This is a genomic window from Pseudarthrobacter sp. efr-133-R2A-89 (assembly GCF_030209315.1).
Taxonomy (GTDB): domain Bacteria; phylum Actinomycetota; class Actinomycetes; order Actinomycetales; family Micrococcaceae; genus Arthrobacter.
Window position 1 is genome coordinate 93,355 of sequence record NZ_JARVSE010000006.1, and the last position, 18,693, is coordinate 112,047.

General features: G+C 65.3%; 17 protein-coding genes. 14 read left to right on the forward strand and 3 right to left on the reverse strand.

Annotated elements, in window-relative coordinates; genetic code table 11:
• The first annotated feature begins 154 nt into the window (after nucleotides 1-154).
• Genes QRM95_RS12110 through QRM95_RS12125 form a run of 4 tightly spaced genes read left to right on the forward strand, consistent with a single transcriptional unit; the run spans nucleotide 155 to nucleotide 3,975 of the window.
• Complete coding sequence (locus QRM95_RS12110; RefSeq protein WP_285247838.1) at nucleotides 155-1,270, forward strand: PP2C family protein-serine/threonine phosphatase; 1,116 nt, start codon at nucleotides 155-157, stop codon at nucleotides 1,268-1,270.
• Entirely contained in the window at nucleotides 1,267-3,225 is a 1,959-nt protein-coding gene (locus QRM95_RS12115; protein ID WP_285247839.1) for a glycosyltransferase family 2 protein, read from the forward strand. The genes QRM95_RS12110 and QRM95_RS12115 overlap by 4 nt, the downstream gene beginning before the upstream one ends.
• On the forward strand, nucleotides 3,225-3,557 hold the full coding sequence (locus QRM95_RS12120) for an STAS domain-containing protein (protein WP_018771766.1): 333 nt from the start codon (nucleotides 3,225-3,227) through the stop codon (nucleotides 3,555-3,557). The genes QRM95_RS12115 and QRM95_RS12120 overlap by 1 nt, the downstream gene beginning before the upstream one ends.
• Nucleotides 3,550-3,975, forward strand: a complete 426-nt coding sequence (locus tag QRM95_RS12125; protein WP_285247840.1) for an ATP-binding protein — start codon at nucleotides 3,550-3,552, stop codon at nucleotides 3,973-3,975. Before QRM95_RS12120 ends, QRM95_RS12125 begins: the two co-directional genes overlap by 8 nt.
• A 39-nt stretch (nucleotides 3,976-4,014) precedes the next feature.
• On the opposite strand, the gene QRM95_RS12130 is transcribed toward QRM95_RS12125, so the two are convergent.
• Nucleotides 4,015-5,241, reverse strand: a complete 1,227-nt coding sequence (locus QRM95_RS12130) for a GAF domain-containing sensor histidine kinase (protein WP_285247841.1) — start codon at nucleotides 5,239-5,241, stop codon at nucleotides 4,015-4,017.
• A 255-nt stretch (nucleotides 5,242-5,496) separates the two neighbouring features.
• On the opposite strand from QRM95_RS12130, the gene uraD reads away from it, so the two are divergent.
• The 6 genes from uraD to QRM95_RS12160 all read left to right on the forward strand — a co-directional run bounded on the left by uraD (nucleotide 5,497) and on the right by QRM95_RS12160 (nucleotide 11,901).
• Nucleotides 5,497-5,994: a 2-oxo-4-hydroxy-4-carboxy-5-ureidoimidazoline decarboxylase gene (gene uraD / locus QRM95_RS12135; protein ID WP_285248025.1), complete on the forward strand. Its 498-nt coding sequence runs from the start codon at nucleotides 5,497-5,499 to the stop codon at nucleotides 5,992-5,994.
• A complete protein-coding gene (gene uraH / locus QRM95_RS12140) occupies nucleotides 5,991-6,329 on the forward strand; it encodes a hydroxyisourate hydrolase (RefSeq protein ID WP_285247842.1) in 339 nt (112 codons plus the stop codon). The genes uraD and uraH overlap by 4 nt, the downstream gene beginning before the upstream one ends.
• Nucleotides 6,330-6,408: 79 nt before the next feature.
• Entirely contained in the window at nucleotides 6,409-7,218 is an 810-nt protein-coding gene (locus QRM95_RS12145) for an IclR family transcriptional regulator (protein ID WP_285247843.1), read from the forward strand.
• Nucleotides 7,219-7,768: 550 nt separating this feature from the next.
• Nucleotides 7,769-8,803, forward strand: a complete 1,035-nt coding sequence (locus QRM95_RS12150; RefSeq protein ID WP_285247844.1) for a quaternary amine ABC transporter ATP-binding protein — start codon at nucleotides 7,769-7,771, stop codon at nucleotides 8,801-8,803.
• Entirely contained in the window at nucleotides 8,803-10,830 is a 2,028-nt protein-coding gene (locus QRM95_RS12155) for an ABC transporter permease (protein WP_285247845.1), read from the forward strand. Before QRM95_RS12150 ends, QRM95_RS12155 begins: the two co-directional genes overlap by 1 nt.
• 93 nt (nucleotides 10,831-10,923) lie before the next feature.
• Nucleotides 10,924-11,901 (forward strand): ABC transporter substrate-binding protein, encoded by a 978-nt coding sequence (locus QRM95_RS12160; protein ID WP_206073928.1) that lies wholly within the window; start codon nucleotides 10,924-10,926, stop codon nucleotides 11,899-11,901.
• 185 nt (nucleotides 11,902-12,086) lie between these two features.
• Here the strand turns inward: QRM95_RS12160 and QRM95_RS12165 are convergent, their stop codons facing one another.
• A complete protein-coding gene (locus tag QRM95_RS12165) occupies nucleotides 12,087-12,368 on the reverse strand; it encodes a hypothetical protein (RefSeq protein WP_285247846.1) in 282 nt (93 codons plus the stop codon).
• Between the two features lie 131 nt (nucleotides 12,369-12,499).
• On the reverse strand, nucleotides 12,500-13,180 hold the full coding sequence (locus QRM95_RS12170; protein ID WP_285247847.1) for a GntR family transcriptional regulator: 681 nt from the start codon (nucleotides 13,178-13,180) through the stop codon (nucleotides 12,500-12,502).
• 125 nt (nucleotides 13,181-13,305) lie between these two features.
• Between QRM95_RS12170 and purU the strand changes: the two genes are divergently transcribed.
• Genes purU through QRM95_RS12190 form a run of 4 tightly spaced genes read left to right on the forward strand, consistent with a single transcriptional unit; the run spans nucleotide 13,306 to nucleotide 18,287 of the window.
• Entirely contained in the window at nucleotides 13,306-14,211 is a 906-nt protein-coding gene (gene purU / locus QRM95_RS12175; protein ID WP_285247848.1) for a formyltetrahydrofolate deformylase, read from the forward strand.
• 50 nt (nucleotides 14,212-14,261) lie between these two features.
• Nucleotides 14,262-16,754, forward strand: coding sequence for a GcvT family protein (locus QRM95_RS12180; RefSeq protein ID WP_285247849.1), 2,493 nt, complete (start codon nucleotides 14,262-14,264; stop codon nucleotides 16,752-16,754).
• A 4-nt stretch (nucleotides 16,755-16,758) separates the two neighbouring features.
• Nucleotides 16,759-17,385, forward strand: coding sequence for a cyclodeaminase/cyclohydrolase family protein (locus tag QRM95_RS12185; protein ID WP_285247850.1), 627 nt, complete (start codon nucleotides 16,759-16,761; stop codon nucleotides 17,383-17,385).
• Complete coding sequence (locus tag QRM95_RS12190) at nucleotides 17,382-18,287, forward strand: bifunctional 5,10-methylenetetrahydrofolate dehydrogenase/5,10-methenyltetrahydrofolate cyclohydrolase (RefSeq protein ID WP_285247851.1); 906 nt, start codon at nucleotides 17,382-17,384, stop codon at nucleotides 18,285-18,287. Before QRM95_RS12185 ends, QRM95_RS12190 begins: the two co-directional genes overlap by 4 nt.
• Nucleotides 18,288-18,693 lie beyond the last annotated feature (406 nt).

Sequence of the window (18,693 nt, forward strand, 5' to 3'; positions counted from 1 at the left end):
TCAACGTCGCGGCAAGCAGGTGCCAAGATTTCCGCAAGATCTGCTGGGTGCCCTGGCGGGGCAGAGGCACAGGAAACCGTCCTGTCAGGCAAGTCACCGGAAACTGTGAAGCATAAGACATGCCCCGTGCGGCTTAATACGGTTAAGTAGAGCTATGGTCTCTCCCTCCGAATCCCGCCGTGCGGTGGTCATCGAAGATGACCCGGACATCCGCGGCCTGCTGGTCCGTGTCCTGGCGAAGCAGGGCTTCGATGTCACCCACGCCGGCGCCGGCCTGCCCGGGGTGGAGGAAGTCCGCCTCCGCAAGCCAGATCTGGTGACCCTGGACCTGAACCTGCCCGACCTCGACGGTCTGGAGGTGTGCAAACTCCTGCGCGAATTCTCTGACGCCTTCATCGTGATGCTCACGGCACGGGCCGACGAACTGGACAAGCTGACAGGCTTGGACAACGGCGCCGACGAATACATCAGCAAGCCGTTCAGCCCGCGGGAACTGCAGTCCCGCATCAACGCACTGTTCCGGCGCCGGCCCTCCGCCGCCGCCGAATCCGCGGCCCGGGGCGAGCTGGAACGCGCCACCGAGGTACAGCAGAGCCTGCTGCCCAAGGAGGACATCCGGGTGGACGGCTATGACGTGGCCGGAATCTTCCGCCCCTCCCGTAACGTGGGCGGCGACTTTTACGACTGGTACCAGACGCCGGAAGGCCTCCACCTGACGTTCGCAGACGCCATGGGCAAGGGCATGGGCGCGGCACTGATCGCGGCCACCGTCCGGGCCGTCATGCGCTCCACCGGCCAGCGGCAGGACCTCGACGCCGGTTTCGCCTCCGCCAGCAAGGCGATCGCCACGGACCTGGATTCCTCCAACTCCTTCGTGACCCTGTTCCATGCCCGGCTCGATGCAGCTTCTGGAAAGGTCAGCTACGTCGACGCCGGCCACGGCCTGGCGCTGCATATCCAGCCCGTCGGGCCGGCCGAACGCCTTCCCTCCGGCGGACCACCGATAGGCGCCTGGCCCGGGACACAATGGCCGCATGCGGAACTGGAACTGGCCCCGGGGGACACCCTGGTGGTGGTCAGCGACGGCGTCCTGGACGTCTTCGCATCGGTGGAGGACTTCACCGACGCCGTCCGGACGGCCACGCAGTCCGCGGGCTCCGCGCAAGAGGCCAGCGGCGCCATCCTGGCCTTGGCTCCGGCCGACACGGCGGAGGACGACGTCACCGTGGTCGTGGTCCGCCGGCTGCCCGCTGAGGACGCGGCCGCATGACCCGTTTCTGGACCCGCCTGGTGGTGGTCCTCACCGTCCTGACGGGCCTGAACTACATTGCCTGGCGCTGGATGTCCTCCCTGAACTGGGACGCGTGGTGGATCGCGCTGCCGCTGGTGGCCGCGGAAACCTACAGCCTCATCGACGTCATGCTCTTCGGGATGACCGTGTGGAACCTGAAGATCCGCAAGGGCGCCCCCGATCCGCCCCATGACGCCACTGTGGACGTCTTCATCACCACGTACAACGAGGACCTGGACATGGTCCTGACCACGGCGCTGGCGGCCCAGAGGATCCGGCACCCGCACAGCACCTGGATCCTTGACGACGGTGCCCGGCCCGAACTCCAGGCCCTGTGCGAACAGCACGGCCTGGGCTACGTCACCCGCAGCGAGGACTGGACCAAGGACCTCCCCCGGCACGCAAAGGCAGGAAACCTCAACAACGCGCTGATGGTCACCCACGGCGAGTTCCTCCTGATCCTGGATGCGGACCAGATCCCCGAACCCGACATCCTGGAAAAGACCCTGGGCTATTTCAACAACCGCCGGGTGGCCCTGGTCCAGACTCCCCAGTACTTCAGCAACGTCCCGGCCAGCGACCCCCTGGGCAGCCAGGCGCCCCTGTTCTACGGCCCCATCCAGCAGGGCAAGGACGGCTGGAACGCCGCGTTCTTCTGCGGCTCCAACGCGATCCTCCGCCGGGAGGCCCTGATGCAGCTGGGCTTGGTGGGCTACGTCAAGGAAACCGAAAAGAGCATCCGGCGTGCCCTGGCCGCGTCGCGCGCAGCCATCCGGCAGGCCCGCAAGTCCACTGACATCGAATCAACATTGGTGGCCGAAGTGCTGGACGAGGTGGAGGCCGCCACCCGTGAAGCCCAGCAGGAAGTGGATGCCGGCCGGCCCCTTGCCGAGGTCACCTACCGGGTACGCCGCCGCGTGGACGCCGCGGTGCAGACCCTGGTCCAGGCCGACGTCGCAGCGCTGCAGGCAGACCTCGAAGAGATCGCCGCCATGGAGTTGGCGCACGTGGGTGAGTCCGGCGTGCCCATGGTGGCGGACGACGCCGTCCAGCGCATGTCCGCCCGCGATTGGTCGCCGCTGGGCGCGCTGGAGTCCGTCCAGGCCGTGCTGGACGCCCTGACCGTGGAGCGGACCGGCGAGGCCCAGCCGGTGATGCCGCTGGCCACCATTTCCGTGACCGAGGACATGGCCACCGCCATGCGCATGCACGCGATGGGCTGGGAGAGCGTCTACCACCACGAAATCCTGGCCTATGGCCTGGCGCCGGAGGACCTGAAGACCATGCTCACCCAGCGGCTGCGCTGGGCGCAGGGAACCATCCAAGTGCTGCTCCGCGAAAACCCGCTGGTCCAGAAGGGGCTGAAACTGGGCCAGCGCCTGATGTACTTCGCCACCATGTGGACGTACCTGAGCGGGTTCGCTGCCGTCATCTACTTTGCCGCCCCCATCATCTACCTGCTGCTGGGCATCCTGCCGGTGAGCAGCCTGAGCTGGGACTTCTTCATCCGGTTTATCCCGTTCATGGTGGTCAACCAGCTGCTGTTCGCCGTGGCCGGCCGCGGCATCCCCACCTGGCGCGGCCAGCAGTACAGCCTTGCCCTGTTCCCCACGTGGATCAAGGCATGCACGACGGCGGCCCGCAACGTATGGTTCGGCCGTCCCCTCGGGTTTGCGGTCACCCCCAAGGCGCGCCAAAGCGGCGGACCCAGCTGGAGCCTGATCCGGCCCCAGATCGTGGTGTCCATCCTGCTGGCCGTCGCCGCCGTCGTCGGCATCATCCGCCTGGCCACCGGGCTGGCGGAACCGCTGGGCACCCTGGTCAATGTCATCTGGGTGGTCTTTGACCTGGTGGTCATGAGCATCCTGGTCCGCGCCGTGCTCTACAAGGGGTACCAACCGGCCGCAGAACCTGAAACAAGAGAGGAATCCTGATGGAGTTCAGTTATGAGGTCAAAGACTCATACGCGGAGGTCAAGGCGGACGGACGGCTGAACATGGTCTCCGCGCCAAAGCTGCGCGAGTTCGTCACCGATGTGATCGCCGGCGGATCGAACCGGATCGTGGTCAACCTGGAAAACACCGCATTTATGGACTCCTCGGGCCTTGGCGCGCTGATCGGGTGCCTGAAGGCGGCGCGGCAGGCTGGCGGTGACCTCCGGATCGCCGCGGTGCAGCCGCAGGTGAACATGGTCCTGAAGCTGACCAGTATGGACAAGGTCCTCACGGCGTACGCCACGGCCGAAGAGGCGTTCGGCAATGACTGAGATCCTGGCCTCGCGCAGCTTCCGGGGAGCGGCCGCCGAGGATGCCATCGAAGCAGTCCACAACGACCTCGACAGCCTGTGGCTGGATGTTCCATTCGTCAACGACATGGACCAGATGACGTTCACCACCGCGGTGATCGAGTCCGCGTCCAACATCGTCCAACATGCCGAGCCGGCCGGGGAACGGGACGTGGAGCTGGGCGTGGAAACCACCGTGCAGCCCGCGCTGCTGCAGGCCCGCGTCAGTGCCTACTACGCCAAGCCGCCGTTCGGTCCGATGGAGGCTTCCACCCCGGACGAGGACGCCGAATCAGGGCGGGGCCTGGCGCTGATCGAGGCGTTGGTGACCACTGTGACGTTTGAACGCCAGGACGGCACCAACACGTGGGTGCTGTCCCGGACGTCCTCCCAGGACTAGGGTCCCGGACCGTCCTCCCAGGACCAGGGTCCCGGACGGCTACGGTCGGGCGGGGAACAGCACCGATACCGCTGCGCCACCGCCCGGCGTGTCGCCGATGGCCAGTTCGCCGCCGTGCGCTTGGGCGATGCGGCGCGATGTCGCCAGTCCCAGCCCGGTCCCAGGCCCGTCGCCGGGCCGGTTCAGGCGGACCAACGGCTGTACTGCCCGTTCCCGGTCAGCGGGCAGGATCCCCTTGCCGTTGTCGGCCACGGTAAGGGTGGCACCTTGGGGTCCTTCGCTGGCGCTGACGGTTATTTGCAGCGCACGGTCGGCGCGGCCGTAGTTCAAGGAATTCGCCAACAGGTTCTGCACAAGCGTCCGCAACTGGGCCCGGTCAGCGAAGATTTCCGCGTCCTCGCACGAGATGCCGCTGCCGTAGCCCAGGTCCAACCCCAGGTCCTGCGCGGCCTCGGCGGTGATGGCCAGCAGGGATACCCGTTCAGGCCGGATTTCGCCGTCGGCCCGGGCATAGGATAGGACTTCTTCCAGCATGCCCAGCATGCGCCGGCCGCCGTTGCCAATCAGGTCCAGGTATTCCGCGGATGGGTCTGACGGCGTGATTCCGGGATCGTCCTGTGCCAGCTCCACATAGCCCAGGATGGTGGTCAGTGGAGTGCGAAGGTCATGGCTGACCCGCCCGGCGAATTCGGAGAGCAGGTCGTTGCTGCGCCGCAGTTCGGCCAGGGCGTCGTTGAGCTGGAGGGTGCGGTGCTGCAGTTCCAGGAGTTCGACTACCTGGTGTGCCAGCACCTCCAGCAGTTCGATCTGCTCCGGCGCGGGGAGTTTCGCCTCATCGGAGAACACGCACAGCGACCCAAGGACCAGTCCAGAGGATGTCTCCAACGGCACGGATGCGTAGAAGCGGACGTCGGCGATGCGGCCGGTGACGAACGGGTTGGCGGCGAACCGGGGATCCTGGGAGGCGTCCCGGACCACCGTGGTGCTGTGGTCGAGGAAGACCACGGCGCACATGGAGTCCTCGCGGGCGCAGACCCCGGGGTCGATGCCATGCGCAGCGATCTGGACCTGTTCACTTGACGTGATGATGTTGACCACGCTGTACGGCACCCCGCACAGCGAGGCGGCGAGGCGCACCAGGTTGTCGAGCGCCTCCTGCGCCCCGTCATCAAAAAGACCCGGCGTGTCTCCCGCCACCAATGGCACCAGCCCGTACGCCCGCAGGCCCGCGTCGCGTCCTGCATCCTGATCGGTCAGCATCTGCATAGCCGCCCCGTCCATAATTCCCTTATGCCCCCAGTATCATCAGCGTCGGCACGTGGCCCTTCCGTGATCCTACCGGCTGGCCCAAACGGCTGATGTACGCTCTTGACACGGGCGCCAGCCTGTCCTTAGATATTACGTATGCTGAAATAACAGTTCCATGATGCGGAAGCCGCTCGGATGATCGGCGCCGGGTCACCCGGCACCCGCATAGCCGTCACCATGGATGCCAGCATGACCACCAAGGAATACGCCAGCATGAAGCTTGCCGAATTCAACACCGCGGAGCCCGCCGCGGCCCAAGCCACCCTCCGGCCCTGCATCGACGTCACCCGCTGGGTGGAGGCAGTGGCTGGAGCCAGGCCGTTCGCCAGCCGGGACGGGCTCCTGGCCTTCGCCGCGGACGCAGCCAAGCCGTTCACTCCCGCCGAAGTCGAGGCCGCCATGGCCCACCACCCGCGGATCGGGGAACGCCCGACGACGGCCGGCACCGAGGCGTCCATGTCCCGTTCCGAGCAGGCCGGGGTTGACCCCGCGGATATTGAAGCCGCAGAGGCCCTCGCCAGGGGGAACCGGGAATACGAGGGAAAATTCGGCCGGGTCTTCCTCATCCGCGCCGCCGGACGCACCGCGCCGGAAATCCTGCAGGCCCTGAACCAGCGGCTCGCCAACTCCCCCGAAGAAGAAGACACCATCGTGGCCCAGCAGCTGCGCGAAATTGCCGTGCTGCGGCTTGAAGGACTGATCAGCGAATGAGCGTTTCCCACGTCACCACCCACATCCTTGATACCGGCGCAGGGCGCCCGGCCGCGGGGGTCGCCGTCGTCCTTTCAAAGAACGACGCCGGCACCTGGCACGAGCTGGCCGCCTCCAGTACCGACGCCGACGGCCGGGCAAAGGACCTGGGGCCCGAGCAGCTGGAACCCGGGCAGTACAAACTGAACTTCGCCACCGGAAAGTACTACGCCGGGCTGCGTACAGCCACCTTCTTCCCCGAGGTGGACCTGGTCTTCGAAGTGACCGGCCCTGAGCACTACCACGTCCCCCTGCTACTGAGCCCGTTTGCCTACTCGACGTACCGCGGGAGCTAGCCCGGCCGCCAGGGCCGGCGTGTCAAGCACGTAAACCGAATGTCACGGCGGTCACAGTTCCGGCATAGGATCTGGAAGTATGGCTTCGAATAGAGACCCTGAATCTGATACCGACGCCGAGGGCGGCCAGTCCGGCGGGGTGCAATCCGTGGAGCGCGCCCTGACCGTCCTGGAAATCCTGGCCCGGGACGGCCATGCGGGCGTGAGCGAGATCGCCGAGGAAATGGGGATCCACAAGTCCACCGTCTCGCGACTCATGGGTTCGCTCGTGACCCGCCAAATGGTCCACCAGAACAGCGAACGGGGCAAGTACCAGCTTGGCTTCGGGATCCTCCGGCTGGCCAGTTCCATTCCCGGGCGGCTCAGCCTGGTCCACGAGGCAAGGCCGGTCCTGGAAAGCCTCGCGGACGAATTCAAGGAGACCGTCAACCTGGCGGTGCTGCGTTCGAATTACGCCGTTAACGTTGACCAGGCCATGGGACCCTCAACACTGGCCACCCACGACTGGGTGGGGAGCCTGACGCCGCTGCACGCCACGTCCAGCGGCAAGGTCCTCCTGGCCGCGCTGGAGGCCGACGACCGGGACCGCATCCTGAAGGAGACCGGCCTGGCTGCCCGGACCGCCCGGACCATCACCAGCCGCAAGGAACTGGACGCGCAGTTGCTCAAGGCAGCGGCCGACGGGTATGCCGTGGTGCGCGAGGAGTTCGAGATCGGCTTGAATGCCGTTGCCGTTCCCGTGCGCAACCACCAGGGAACCGTGATTGGCTCCATCAGTATTTCGGGGCCGGCATTCCGCTTCGACCCCGAAGGAATCCCAGGCCTGCTGGATACATTGAAGGAAGCAGGCCTGAAGGTCAGCGCCAACATGGGCTACCACGGCCACTAAACGCCCTACCGGTGGATGGGCTTGTCGGAATCCGGTTCCGGCGAGCCCGTCCACCGGCTGCATTTAACGGCCCGTTCCGTGATCAGCGCGGGCTTATTCCGCCGCCACACCCCGCGCCTCTGCCGCGCCCGCGGCTGGCTCATTGAGCCTCAAACTGACCTTTCTTGCGCAACTAATAGCGCATTGCGCAACGTCTAGCCCCTGGAATGCGGCGCTGTCAATAGTTATCCGGGGACGCGGCCGGCAGCCCCGTAACATCCGGATTTCAAGAAAGAACCCTTGACAAAGGGAGTGGCGTAAATCACTCTGTTGCGTAAGACGAAGTGCGTTGCTGCTAACACAACTCACCGAGTCACCCGAATTGCAGAAGAGTCGATCGCAGCCTGGCTGCCCTACCCCCCGTTTCGACGCCGTGCAGCGAGCACAATTCGAGACGTCCCCGATGTTGGGCCCGGAGCCGGAACGGATTCTCCCTGCGCCGGCGCGCGGCAAAATCTCTACCCCACCCAAAGCATGCGGTTCCAGCCTCCACCCAAGCAGGAGTACAGCCATGAACAACCCCGCCATCTCAGTTCGCGACCTTTGGAAGGTCTTCGGACCAGGGGGAGAGAAGATCCCGGGAAACCCGGAACTGTCCGCCCTTGGCTCTGCAGAACTGCTTGAACGCACCAGCTGCGTTGCGGCGGTCCGCAACCTGAGTTTCGACGTCGCAAAAGGCGAAGTCTTCGTGGTCATGGGATTGTCCGGATCAGGCAAATCCACCCTGATCCGTTGTCTCACCAGGCTCATCGAGCCCACGTCCGGACAGGTCCTGGTGGACGGCAACGATGTCCTGCAGGCAGGCGTGGCTGAACTTCGGGAGCTCCGCCGGCGGAAAGTGTCGATGGTTTTCCAGCACTTCGGGCTGCTGCCGCACCGCACGGTCCTGGACAACGTCTCGTACGGGCTGCAGATACGCGGAACGGCGAAGAACGAACGCCACACCAAGGCCCGGGAAATCATCGAACTGGTTGGGCTCAAAGGCTACGAACAGCACTACCCGGACCAACTGTCCGGCGGTATGCAGCAGCGGGTCGGCTTGGGCCGGGCATTGGCCGGAGACCCCGACACCATTCTCTTCGATGAGCCCTTTTCGGCCTTGGATCCGCTCATCCGGCGTGACATGCAGGCGGAAGTCATCCGGCTCCACAAGGAAATGGGCAAGACCATGGTGTTCGTGACCCACGACCTCGCCGAAGCGCTGAAACTCGGAGACCGGATCCTGATCATGCGCAACGGTGAGCCTGTCCAGTGCGGCACCGGTGACGACCTTGTAGGATCCCCGGCGGACAAGTACATCGCGGACTTCGTCTCCGAAGTTCCGCGCGCCGACGTCTTGACCCTCAAATGGATCACGCGACCGCTGGCCGACAGCACGCCCAGGGATGCCGCAGTGCTCAACTCCAGGATGATCATCCGGGACGCCATCCCGGCCGTCATGCACTCCGCCTGCCCGGTCCTTGTCGAAGAGGGCGGCAGGATCACCGGACAGATCGACCGCGACAGCATTCTTTCGGTGCTGCAACCGGCAGAAGCGGCGGCCTGATGTCTGCCCTCCTCGAAAAACAGAACACCGTCCAGGCTGCCCCCATCATCCTTGAAGCACGCCGCAGGCCGAGCAGAAAGGCAGTCCTCCTGCTGGCCGCCGGCGCACTCTGGATCCTGGGATTCCTGCTCCTCAACGGCACGGCAACCCTGGCGTTGCCGGCCTCGGAACTGACTGACCTGCACCGCTCGCTGAATCAATTCAACGCCTGGGTGGCAGCAAACCGGGCTGACAACCCGGTCTTCCTCTACTTTTTCACGCCGCTTCGGACGGCCGTGGACGCGGTGGCTAACCTGTTTACCACCACCTTCGCAGCAACCTCCACCGGCCTGCGCCTTCCGGAAATCGGCTGGCTGGGAACGGTAGGCCTGCTCACCTGGATCGCACTTGCAGTCGGCAATGTCCGGGTAGCCCTGCTGACGGCCGTGGTGTTTGCCTTCTTCGGATTTCAAGGGCTGTTCGTGGAAGCCACCTACACGTTCGCCCTGGTTCTGACGTCCGTGCTGCTGACCCTGCTGGTGGGCATCCCGCTTGGCGTACTGTCCGGCATCTACGGCAGGGTAGCCCGGGTCATCACCCCCGTGCTGGACTTCATGCAGACGCTGCCCACCTTCGTCTACCTCGCCCCGCTTGCCCTGGTCTTCCTGATCGGGCCGGCGTCGGCGGTGATCGCCACGGTGATCTACGCTGCTCCACCCGTCATACGCCTTACGGCCCACGGTATCCGCCGCATTCCAGAGAACACCCGCGAAGCGTCCGACTCGCTCGGCACCACCGGCCTGCAACGGCTGCTGACACTGCAGCTGCCCATGGCGCGCCGGACCATCGTGATGGGCATCAACCAGGGGACCATGGCCGCCCTGTCAATGGTGACCATCGCCGCCCTGATCGCCGCTCCGGGCCTTGGCCAGACGGTGGTCCGGGCCCTGCAGTCCCTGGACGTCGGTACTGCAGTCAACGCCGGCCTCTCCATCGTCCTGTTGGCCATCGTGCTGGACCGGGTAACCACAGCAGCCAGCCGCCGAGCGGAACCCGGCGCAGCCGCCAAACGCCGCCTGGGCCGCAAGGCCCGCGCCGGACTCCTCGGGATAGCGCTGGCAGTGGTCCTGGTCATGGTTCAGTTGTCCAGGACCATGCTGTGGGCGGCAGCCTTTCCCCAGGACCTGAACGTGGGGCCGGCCATCGTGCAGGCCGTGAACACCGCCAGCCACTGGTTGCAATCGAACGTGTCACTGTTCACGGTATCCCTGCGTGAAGGTGTTACCGGAACAATCCTCAACCCGTTCCAGTCGCTGCTGACCGAGACGCCCTTCTTCATCCTCGTCGCAGTGGTCGCCGTCGTGGCCTACGCACTGGGCGGCTGGAAACTCGCTGCCGTAACCACCGCCTGCCTGGGAGTCATCATCTACCTCGGGCTTTGGAGTGACGCCATGGTCACCCTCGCCGGAACCCTCGTTGCCACCGCCGTGGTGATGGTTTTGGGAATTGTCTTTGGCGTGGCCATGGGCCGGTCCAGCCGCGTCGACCAGCTCATGCGGCCCCTGCTCGACGCCGGCCAGACCATGCCCTCCTTCGTTTACCTGGTGCCCTTCCTTGGCCTCTTCGGAGCCACCCGCTTCACTGCGATCATCGCGGGCATCATCTACGCCGCCCCGGTCGCCATCAAGATCACCGCTGATGGAATCGCGGCGATCTCCCCAACGGTCGTCGAGTCGGCAATCGCCAGTGGGTCGACGCCGTGGCAGGTGATCACCAAGGTGCAGCTGCCCATGGCCAGGCAATCACTGGCGCTCGCTGCCAACCAGGGGCTGATCTATGTGTTGGCCATGGTGGTGGTGGGAGCCTTGGTGGGCGCCGGCGGCCTCGGTTACGACGTGGTGGCAGGCTTCGTCCAAAGCTCCATCTTCGGCAAGGGCCTCGCGGCCGGCCTGGCCATCGTGTTCCTTGGAATCATGATGGACAGGATGACGCAGGCCGCCGCCGCCGCTCCGACGCGCAGAATCCCGGTGTCCACGTCCGCCACGTAAGCGTCCCAGCCCCGCTTACGCCCCGAAATGCCCCCTGAAAACTTGCCTGCTCCCAGGCGAGAAGTCCCGTATGCCCTAACAAGGAGACCCACCATGAAGAAAGCTGAAAGGCTGATAAAACGCACCTTGCCGGCAATGGCCGGAGCTGCTGCCGCCGCACTGTTCCTCGCAGGCTGTGGCGGTGCATCGGTAAACCAGGCCGCTGCGGCCGGCGGTGCCACGGGAACGCCCTGCGGCAATGTGAACGTCGCCATGAACGCGTGGGTGGGTTACACCGCTGACGCGGCCGTCTACAGCTACGTGGCGAAGAACAAGCTCGGATGCAGCGTCGTCCAGAAGGACCTCAATGAGCAGGTCTCCTGGCAGGGCTTCGCCTCAGGGGAAGTGGACCTCATTATCGAAAACTGGGGGCACGCCGACCTGGCGAAGCAGTACATCACCGACCAGAAGGTGGCCGTTGATGCCGGCCCAACCGGCAACGAAGGGCACATCGGCTGGTACGTTCCGCCATGGATGGCAGAGAAGTACCCGGACATCACCGACGGCCAGAACCTCAACAAATACGCGTCGATGTTCACGACGTCGGAGTCCGGCGGTAAAGGGCAGGTCCTTGACGGCGACCCCGCCTTCGTCACCAACGACGAGGCACTGGTGAAGAACCTGAATCTTGACTACAAGGTGGTCTTCGCCGGGTCGGAGGCGGCACTCATCCAGTCATTCCGGACCGCGCAGCAGAACAAGACACCCCTTCTCGGCTATTTCTACGAGCCGCAGTGGTTCCTTTCCGAGGTTCCGTTGAAGAAGGTGAACCTGCCGGCGTGGACCGAGGGCTGCGACTCCAACCCCGAGAAGGTTGCGTGCGACTACCCGACCTACAAGCTCAACAAAGTCATGTCGAAAAAGCTGGCGGACAGCGGCTCGCCGGCTGCCAAGCTGGCCAAGGCATTCACCTGGACCAACGAGGACCAGAACTCGGTTGCTACGGATATCCAAGGCGGCATGACGCCTGAAGCGGCGGCAAAGAAGTGGGTGGATGCCCACCAGAGCGTGGTGGATGGTTGGCTTAGCTGACACGCGTTCCCAGGGCCATACCAGGGGAAGCAGCCCGGAGGATTTCAGCGCCGGACTGCTTCCCCTGGTTCTTCCAGCCGCGCACGCGATGCGGCCCAGGCTTCAGGAACCCGCTGATCAACCGCCGGGACGACGGGCGGGGCTCTTGGCTGGCGCCGCGAACATGGGCCGGCCGCAGCGCAGGGTCACACCCAGACCTGGTAGCCCGATGACTTGTCGAAGATCCGTCGCGTGCTGATGCCTTCGGCGGCTATCCAGAGCACCGAGCCGTCCTCCGCGGCCTGGTCCACCACGCCACTGGCCACAAGCTCACCGAGCAGCCATACTTCGACGCTGCGGCCGGGCAGCCGGGCCCAGTCCGTCCGCAGTCCGAGGGGCTTCTTCGACATGCCGCCGTCCGGACCACCCTGCTGGAGGTCGAGGCTTGAGGCGCGAAATGGGGCTTCGAGGGTTGCCTGGGAATTCACTGGTCGCTCCGTTCGCCGGCGCCATCGCCGCTCGCAAATATCCAACACTAATATTTGATTGATATATCAATCTGGAGTCAGAGTATGGTGCAGGTCACATTGCTTGTCAACAGCCGGGTGACGCAGCGGACCTAGGCGCTAAAGAGCGCCTCGCGCACCGCATGCTCGAAGCCACTCACGTGGACCTTGGCAAGCTCGGAAGCCCGCTCCTCGTTGCCGTCAATGACGGCCCGGAGCAGATCGAGGTGTTCGCGCACGTGGTGCGACAGGTCCGGCAGGCGGTCGATCACCATGCACCAGATCCGCGTTGCCAGATTGTCGTACCGGATCAGGATGTCCTCCAGGTGCGGGTTGGCGGCGGCGGCATAGATACCCCGGTGCACCCGGGCATCCAGTTGCAGCGTCTCGGTCACGGTTGCCGCGGCAACGTCGAATGCCTCGACCCTCTCGAGCGTGGCCCGCAACCCGTCCCGGACCGCAGGGGAGGCCACCCGGGCGGCCCGGGCGGCCGCAAGGGGCTCAAGCTGGGCCCGGATCTCCGAGATGAAGGAAAGGTCCGTCACGTCCACCCGGGTGGCGAAAGTACCGCGCCGCGGGTAGGTCTTCACCAGCCGGTCCAGCTCCAGCCGCTTCAGGGCTTCGCGCACCGGAGTCCGCCCCATGCCCAGATTCTTGGCAAGGAGCTCGTCGTTGAGCAGTTCGCCCGGCTTGATTTCCAACATCAGCAACCAGTCGCGGATGCTCTCATAGGCGACATCCGCCAGCGATTTCCTGCCGGCATCGTCCGCCGCCGCCAAAGCTTCGATTGCCATGCTGAGCCCCTTCTTCGCAACCTGGAAAAAACTATTGACCTCGCTTGTGGACCAGTATACGCTGGCATCCAATCTAATATATCAGTCCGCAGCTTTTGAATATATCTAGAAGAAGGAGGAGGGACATGACCCTCATCGAAACAGCTTCAGCAACCGCCACCCTGCCGGCGCTCAAGGAAGAGCAGACGCAGAAGTTCGTGCTGACCCTGTCCTGCCGTGAGCAGGCCGGAATTGTGCAGGCCGTGACCACATTCCTCTTCGAACGTGGCTTCAACATCGACGAACACCAGCAGTTCGACGACAGCCTGCGCGAGACGCTCCACCTGCGCACAGCGTTCTCCGGCTCCCCCAGCTACACGCCGGCGATGCTCGAAGAAGAGTTCGCCGGCATCGCCAGCCGCTTCGACATGAAGGCCAGCTTCCACGGCCAGACCCCCAAGCGCGTCCTGGTCATGGTGTCCAAGTTCGGCCACTGCCTGAACGACCTCATCTTCCGGTGGCGCGGCGGCAGCCTCGGCGCAGAGCTGGTAGCGGTGGTTTCCAACCACGAAACCCACCGCGCCATGGCGGAAGCCGCAGGGCTGCCTTTCATTTACGTCCCCGTCACCCCGGACACGAAGGCCGACGCCGAGCGCCGGCTCCTGGAGCTGGTGGATGAGTTCAACGCCGACCTCGTGGTCCTGGCCCGCTACATGCAGGTGCTCTCAAATGACCTGTGCCGCGCCCTGGAGGGCCGAGCCATCAACATCCACCACTCGTTCCTCCCGGGTTTCAAGGGCGCGCGCCCCTACCACCAGGCCTACGACCGCGGCGTAAAACTGGTGGGTGCCACCGCCCACTACGTCACGGCGGACCTGGATGAGGGTCCAATCATCGAGCAGGAAGTGATCCGCGTGGACCACACCTATGGCCCGGCGCAACTGTCCACCGTGGGCCAGGACGCTGAGGCGCTGGCCCTCTCCCGCGCCGTCCGCTGGCACTGCCAGCACCGGGTGCTGCTGGACCAGACCAGCACCGTGGTGTTCCGGTGAGCACCGGCCCTTACCCAGGCACAATCCGTAAAGCAGCAGGAGAAACCACTTTGGAATCGTCGCCACGCATTGTCATTATCGGAGCCGGCATCGTCGGCACCAACCTCGCGGATGAACTCGTCACGCGGGGCTGGAACAACATCACCGTCCTGGACCAGGGGCCCCTCAACATGCCCGGCGGTTCGACCTCGCACGCTCCGGGACTGGTCTTCCAGACCAACCCTTCCAAGTCCATGGCCCTGTTCGCCAAGTACACCGTGGAGAAACTGCTGTCCCTCACCGAAGACGGTGTCAGCTGCTTCAACCAGGTGGGTGGCCTGGAAGTCGCCACCACCGAAACCCGGCTCGCGGACCTGAAGCGCAAGCTCGGCTACGCGCAGGCTTGGGGCATCGAGGGCTCCATCCTCTCCCCGGCAGAATGCAAGGCGCTCTACCCGCTCATCAACGACGAGGACATCCTGGGCGGCCTCCACGTTCCCAGCGACGGCCTGGCCAGCGCCGCCCGCGCGGTCCAGTTGCTGATTAAGCGCACCGAGGCAGCCGGCGTTAAGTACATCGGAAACACCGAAGTCACCGGCCTCGAACAGTCAGGCCGCCGCGTCACCGGAGTCCAGACGCCCGACGGCGTGATCCCGGCAGACATCGTGGTCTCCTGCGCCGGGTTCTGGGGCGCAAAGGTGGGAGAGCTGATCGGCATGTCCGTGCCGCTGCTGCCGCTGGCACACCAGTACGTCAAGACCACGCCGGTGCCGGCCCTGAAGGGGAAGAACGAGCTGCCCAACGGTGCACAGCTCCCCATCCTCCGCCACCAGGACCAGGACCTCTACTACCGCGAACACGGCGACCGGTACGGCATTGGCTCCTACGCCCACAAGCCCATGCCCGTGGACCTGGACGAACTCGGCAGCTTCAAGCCGGACGAGATCAGCGAACACCACATGCCCTCCCGCCTGGACTTCACCGTGGAAGACTTCCTCCCGGCGTGGGAGGCCACCAAGCAGATTCTGCCTGCCCTGCGCGAAAGCGAAATCGAGGACGGTTTCAACGGCATCTTCTCCTTCACCCCGGACGGCGGCTCGCTGGTGGGTGAGTCCAAGGAACTGGACGGCTTCTTCGTGGCCGAAGCCGTGTGGGTCACCCACTCGGCAGGCATTGCCCGCGCCGTGGCCGAGCTCCTGGTGGACGGCAAGTCCTCCATCGACCTGGGCGACTGCGACATCCACCGCTTCGAGGACGTCCAGCTGACCCCGGAATACGTCAGCGAAACCTCGCAGCAGAACTTCGTGGAGATCTACGACGTCCTGCACCCGCTGCAGCCCAAGCTCTCGCCGCGGAATCTGCGCGTCAGCCCCTTCCACGCCCGGCACAAGCAGCTGGGCGGCTTCTTCCTGGAAGGTGCCGGCTGGGAGCGGCCCTACTGGTTCGAGGCCAACGCCGAACTCCTCAAGGAAATGCCCGCCGACTGGCAGCCGCCGGCCCGCGACTCCTGGTCCGGCATGTTCAGCTCGCCCATTGCCGCGGCTGAGGCTTGGAAGACGCGCACCGCCGTCGCCATGTACGACATGACCCCGCTGAAGCGCCTCGAAATTTCCGGGCCCGGCGCCTTGAAGCTGCTGCAGGAACTGACCACCGCAGAAATGGACAAGAAGCCCGGAGCCGTCACCTACACGCTGCTGCTGGACGGGCAGGGCGGGGTCCGAAGCGACATCACCGTGGCCCGCCTGGACGAGCAGACCTTCCAGCTTGGCGCCAACGGCAACATCGACACCGCCTACTTCGACCGGGCAGCCCGGCACCAGACAGCAAGCGGCAGCGCCGAAGACTGGGTCCAGGTCCGCGACACCACCGGCGGCACCTGCTGCATCGGCCTCTGGGGTCCGCTGGCCCGGGAGGTGGTCGGTGCGGTCAGCAGCGACGACTTCTCCAACGACGGCCTGAAGTATTTCCGGTCCAAGCAGGTGGTCATCGGCGGCGTCCCGGTCACCGCCATGCGACTGTCCTACGTCGGTGAGCTTGGCTGGGAACTGTACACCAGCGCCGACAACGGCCAGCGCCTCTGGGATGCACTTTGGAAGGCCGGCCAGCCGTTCGGCGTCATCGCGGCCGGGCGGGCCGCATTCAGCTCGCTTCGTTTGGAAAAGGGCTACCGCTCCTGGGGCACGGACATGACCACCGAGCACGATCCTTTCGAAGCCGGACTGGGCTTCGCGGTGAAGATGGCCAAGGACAACTTCGTCGGGAAGGCGGCCCTGGAAGGCCGCACCGAGGAGAACTCCGCGCGTCGTCTGCGCTGCCTCACGGTCGACGACGGCCGCAGCCTGGTGCTCGGCAAGGAACCGGTGTTCTACAAGGACCAGGCAGTTGGCTACGTGACCAGCGCCGCCTACGGCTACTCGGTCAGGAAACCGATCGCCTACTCCTACCTGCCCGCCGAAGTTTCGATCGGCGACTCCGTGGAGATCGAGTACTTCGGGCGCAGGATCGTCGCCACGGTCACCCAGGACCCGCTGTACGACCCGACCATGACCCGGCTCCGCGGGTAGGGCCATGATCAGCTCAGAGTCAATCGGCAGCTACCTCGCCCGGCTGGCCGCCAAGCAGCCGACGCCTGGCGGCGGTGCTGCCGCGGCGCTGCACGCCGCACAGGGTGCAGCGTTGGTGGCCATGGTGGCGCGGTACACCACCGGCGCCAAGTACGAGCAGCACGCGCCCCTGGTGCAGCGCATCACGGCGGAAGCCGACGGCCTTATCGAGGAGGCGCTGCAGCTGGCCGAGGCGGACGAGGCGGCGTTCCAGGCAGTCATCGACTCCTACCAACTCCCGTCCGAGACGGCTGAGCTCAAGGCCGCACGTGCAGCCGGGATCCAGTCCGCACTCATCCAGGCGGCAGAAACACCCGCCCGGCTGGTCAAGGTGTCCGGCGACATCGTGGACCTGGCCACGGAGCTGTTCGAGGTCGCCAACGCCAACGTCATCAGCGACGTGGCGGCGGCCGCCGATGCCGCCAGGGCAGCCGCCACTACTGCACGCGTGAACATCGACATCAATGTCGTGGCGGTCAAGGACCCGGAGGCACGCGCCCGGCTTGCGCGGCAGACGGACGGCATTGAGGAAAAGGTGGTCTTGGCGGCAGATGCCCTCTCGGCCCGCGTGCGCGAAAGGATCCTTGGTTGAGCACAACAGTACTTTCGGGGAAGACGTTGGCCGGTCTATTCCAGCAGGAGGTCCAGGAAGAGGTCCGGTCGCTGCAACGTGAGGGCGTCCGACCGGTCGTGGCAGTGGTCATGGCAACCGGCGACGAATCAACGCACTGGTACGTCCGTTCCATCGAGCGGGCAGCAGAGCGCGCCGGCGTCGGCTGCCGGATCATCGACCTGGGACACGACGCAACGGAGCCGGTGCTGGCAAGCGTCCTGCGGGACCTCAGCGCCGAACCTTCCGTCAACGGCATCATCCTGCAAACACCGCTGCCTCCCGGTGTCCGGACCGACAACCTGGTGGGCCTCATCGCCCCGGAAAAGGACATTGACGGCGCCAATCCACTGAGCTTGGGACGCCTTGCCGTCGGTCAGCCGGCCTTTGCACCCGCTACCGCGCGCTCCGTCGTCGAAATCCTGGAGCATTACCGGATTCCGCTGGCGGGCAAGGGCGTTGTGGTGGTGGGCCGGTCCGCCGTAGTGGGCAAACCCTTGTCCCTCCTGCTGCTGGCACGCGACGCCGCCGTGACGGTCTGCCATTCCAGGTCGGGCCCGCTGGCCCGCTACACGAAGGATGCCGATGTGGTGGTGGTGGCCGCCGGCCGCGCTGGACTGCTGGGAGGCAGCGACGTCTCCTCTCGGACGGTGGTGGTCGACGTCGGCACGAACGTCCTTCCCGACGGCTCGCTGGTGGGTGACGTGCACGAAGCCAGCGTCACCGGGACGGCAGCGGCGCTCACTCCGGTTCCCGGCGGCGTGGGCTCAGTGACCACGGCGTTGCTGCTCCTTCACACTGTGGAGGCCGCACGCAGGCAAGTGTCATCCGCGCCGCCGGCGCCCAAGGCCCTGGAGCCGCGGGTCCTGGAAGCCGCGGGCTAAGAACGCCACGGCGTTGGCAACGGGCGTCCCGTTCTCCGTGAAAGGTGCTTCGATGGGCCTAAGACCTGGGGAGGTATTCCTCATCGAAGCACCGTTTTCGGAAAACGGGACCCCGCCACGGGCGTGCCCCCGGAGCACGCGGCAGGAACGCTTACGTGCTTCGTCTTCCACAGGACACACTCTTGACATTGAGTGTGAGCTAGCGCACGATCTTGTTGCATACAGCGAACGTTGTTGATTATCACGGAACGTAGCTCACCTGGATATGCTCCTCCCGCCCTTCCGACGCCATCCGCGATGGCCCTGGAAGCAGACGGACAAACTTATGAAGGCCGATCCGAAGGGGAGCCCGGCCCGCGCATCGGCCGCACACGCTGTCCGCATCCATGCCGCAGCGCCAGATCAC

Coding starts and splice junctions, on each gene's coding strand:
- uraH (WP_285247842.1), top strand. CDS start 5,991: ATGAGCGTTTCCCACGTCACCACCCACATCCTTGATACCGGCGCAGGG.
- QRM95_RS12150 (WP_285247844.1), top strand. CDS start 7,769: ATGAACAACCCCGCCATCTCAGTTCGCGACCTTTGGAAGGTCTTCGGA.
- QRM95_RS12130 (WP_285247841.1), bottom strand. CDS start 5,241: ATGCAGATGCTGACCGATCAGGATGCAGGACGCGACGCGGGCCTGCGG.
- QRM95_RS12115 (WP_285247839.1), top strand. CDS start 1,267: ATGACCCGTTTCTGGACCCGCCTGGTGGTGGTCCTCACCGTCCTGACG.
- purU (WP_285247848.1), top strand. CDS start 13,306: ATGACCCTCATCGAAACAGCTTCAGCAACCGCCACCCTGCCGGCGCTC.
- QRM95_RS12120 (WP_018771766.1), top strand. CDS start 3,225: ATGGAGTTCAGTTATGAGGTCAAAGACTCATACGCGGAGGTCAAGGCG.
- QRM95_RS12160 (WP_206073928.1), top strand. CDS start 10,924: ATGAAGAAAGCTGAAAGGCTGATAAAACGCACCTTGCCGGCAATGGCC.
- QRM95_RS12185 (WP_285247850.1), top strand. CDS start 16,759: ATGATCAGCTCAGAGTCAATCGGCAGCTACCTCGCCCGGCTGGCCGCC.
- uraD (WP_285248025.1), top strand. CDS start 5,497: ATGAAGCTTGCCGAATTCAACACCGCGGAGCCCGCCGCGGCCCAAGCC.
- QRM95_RS12125 (WP_285247840.1), top strand. CDS start 3,550: ATGACTGAGATCCTGGCCTCGCGCAGCTTCCGGGGAGCGGCCGCCGAG.
- QRM95_RS12170 (WP_285247847.1), bottom strand. CDS start 13,180: ATGGCAATCGAAGCTTTGGCGGCGGCGGACGATGCCGGCAGGAAATCG.
- QRM95_RS12155 (WP_285247845.1), top strand. CDS start 8,803: ATGTCTGCCCTCCTCGAAAAACAGAACACCGTCCAGGCTGCCCCCATC.
- QRM95_RS12145 (WP_285247843.1), top strand. CDS start 6,409: ATGGCTTCGAATAGAGACCCTGAATCTGATACCGACGCCGAGGGCGGC.
- QRM95_RS12110 (WP_285247838.1), top strand. CDS start 155: ATGGTCTCTCCCTCCGAATCCCGCCGTGCGGTGGTCATCGAAGATGAC.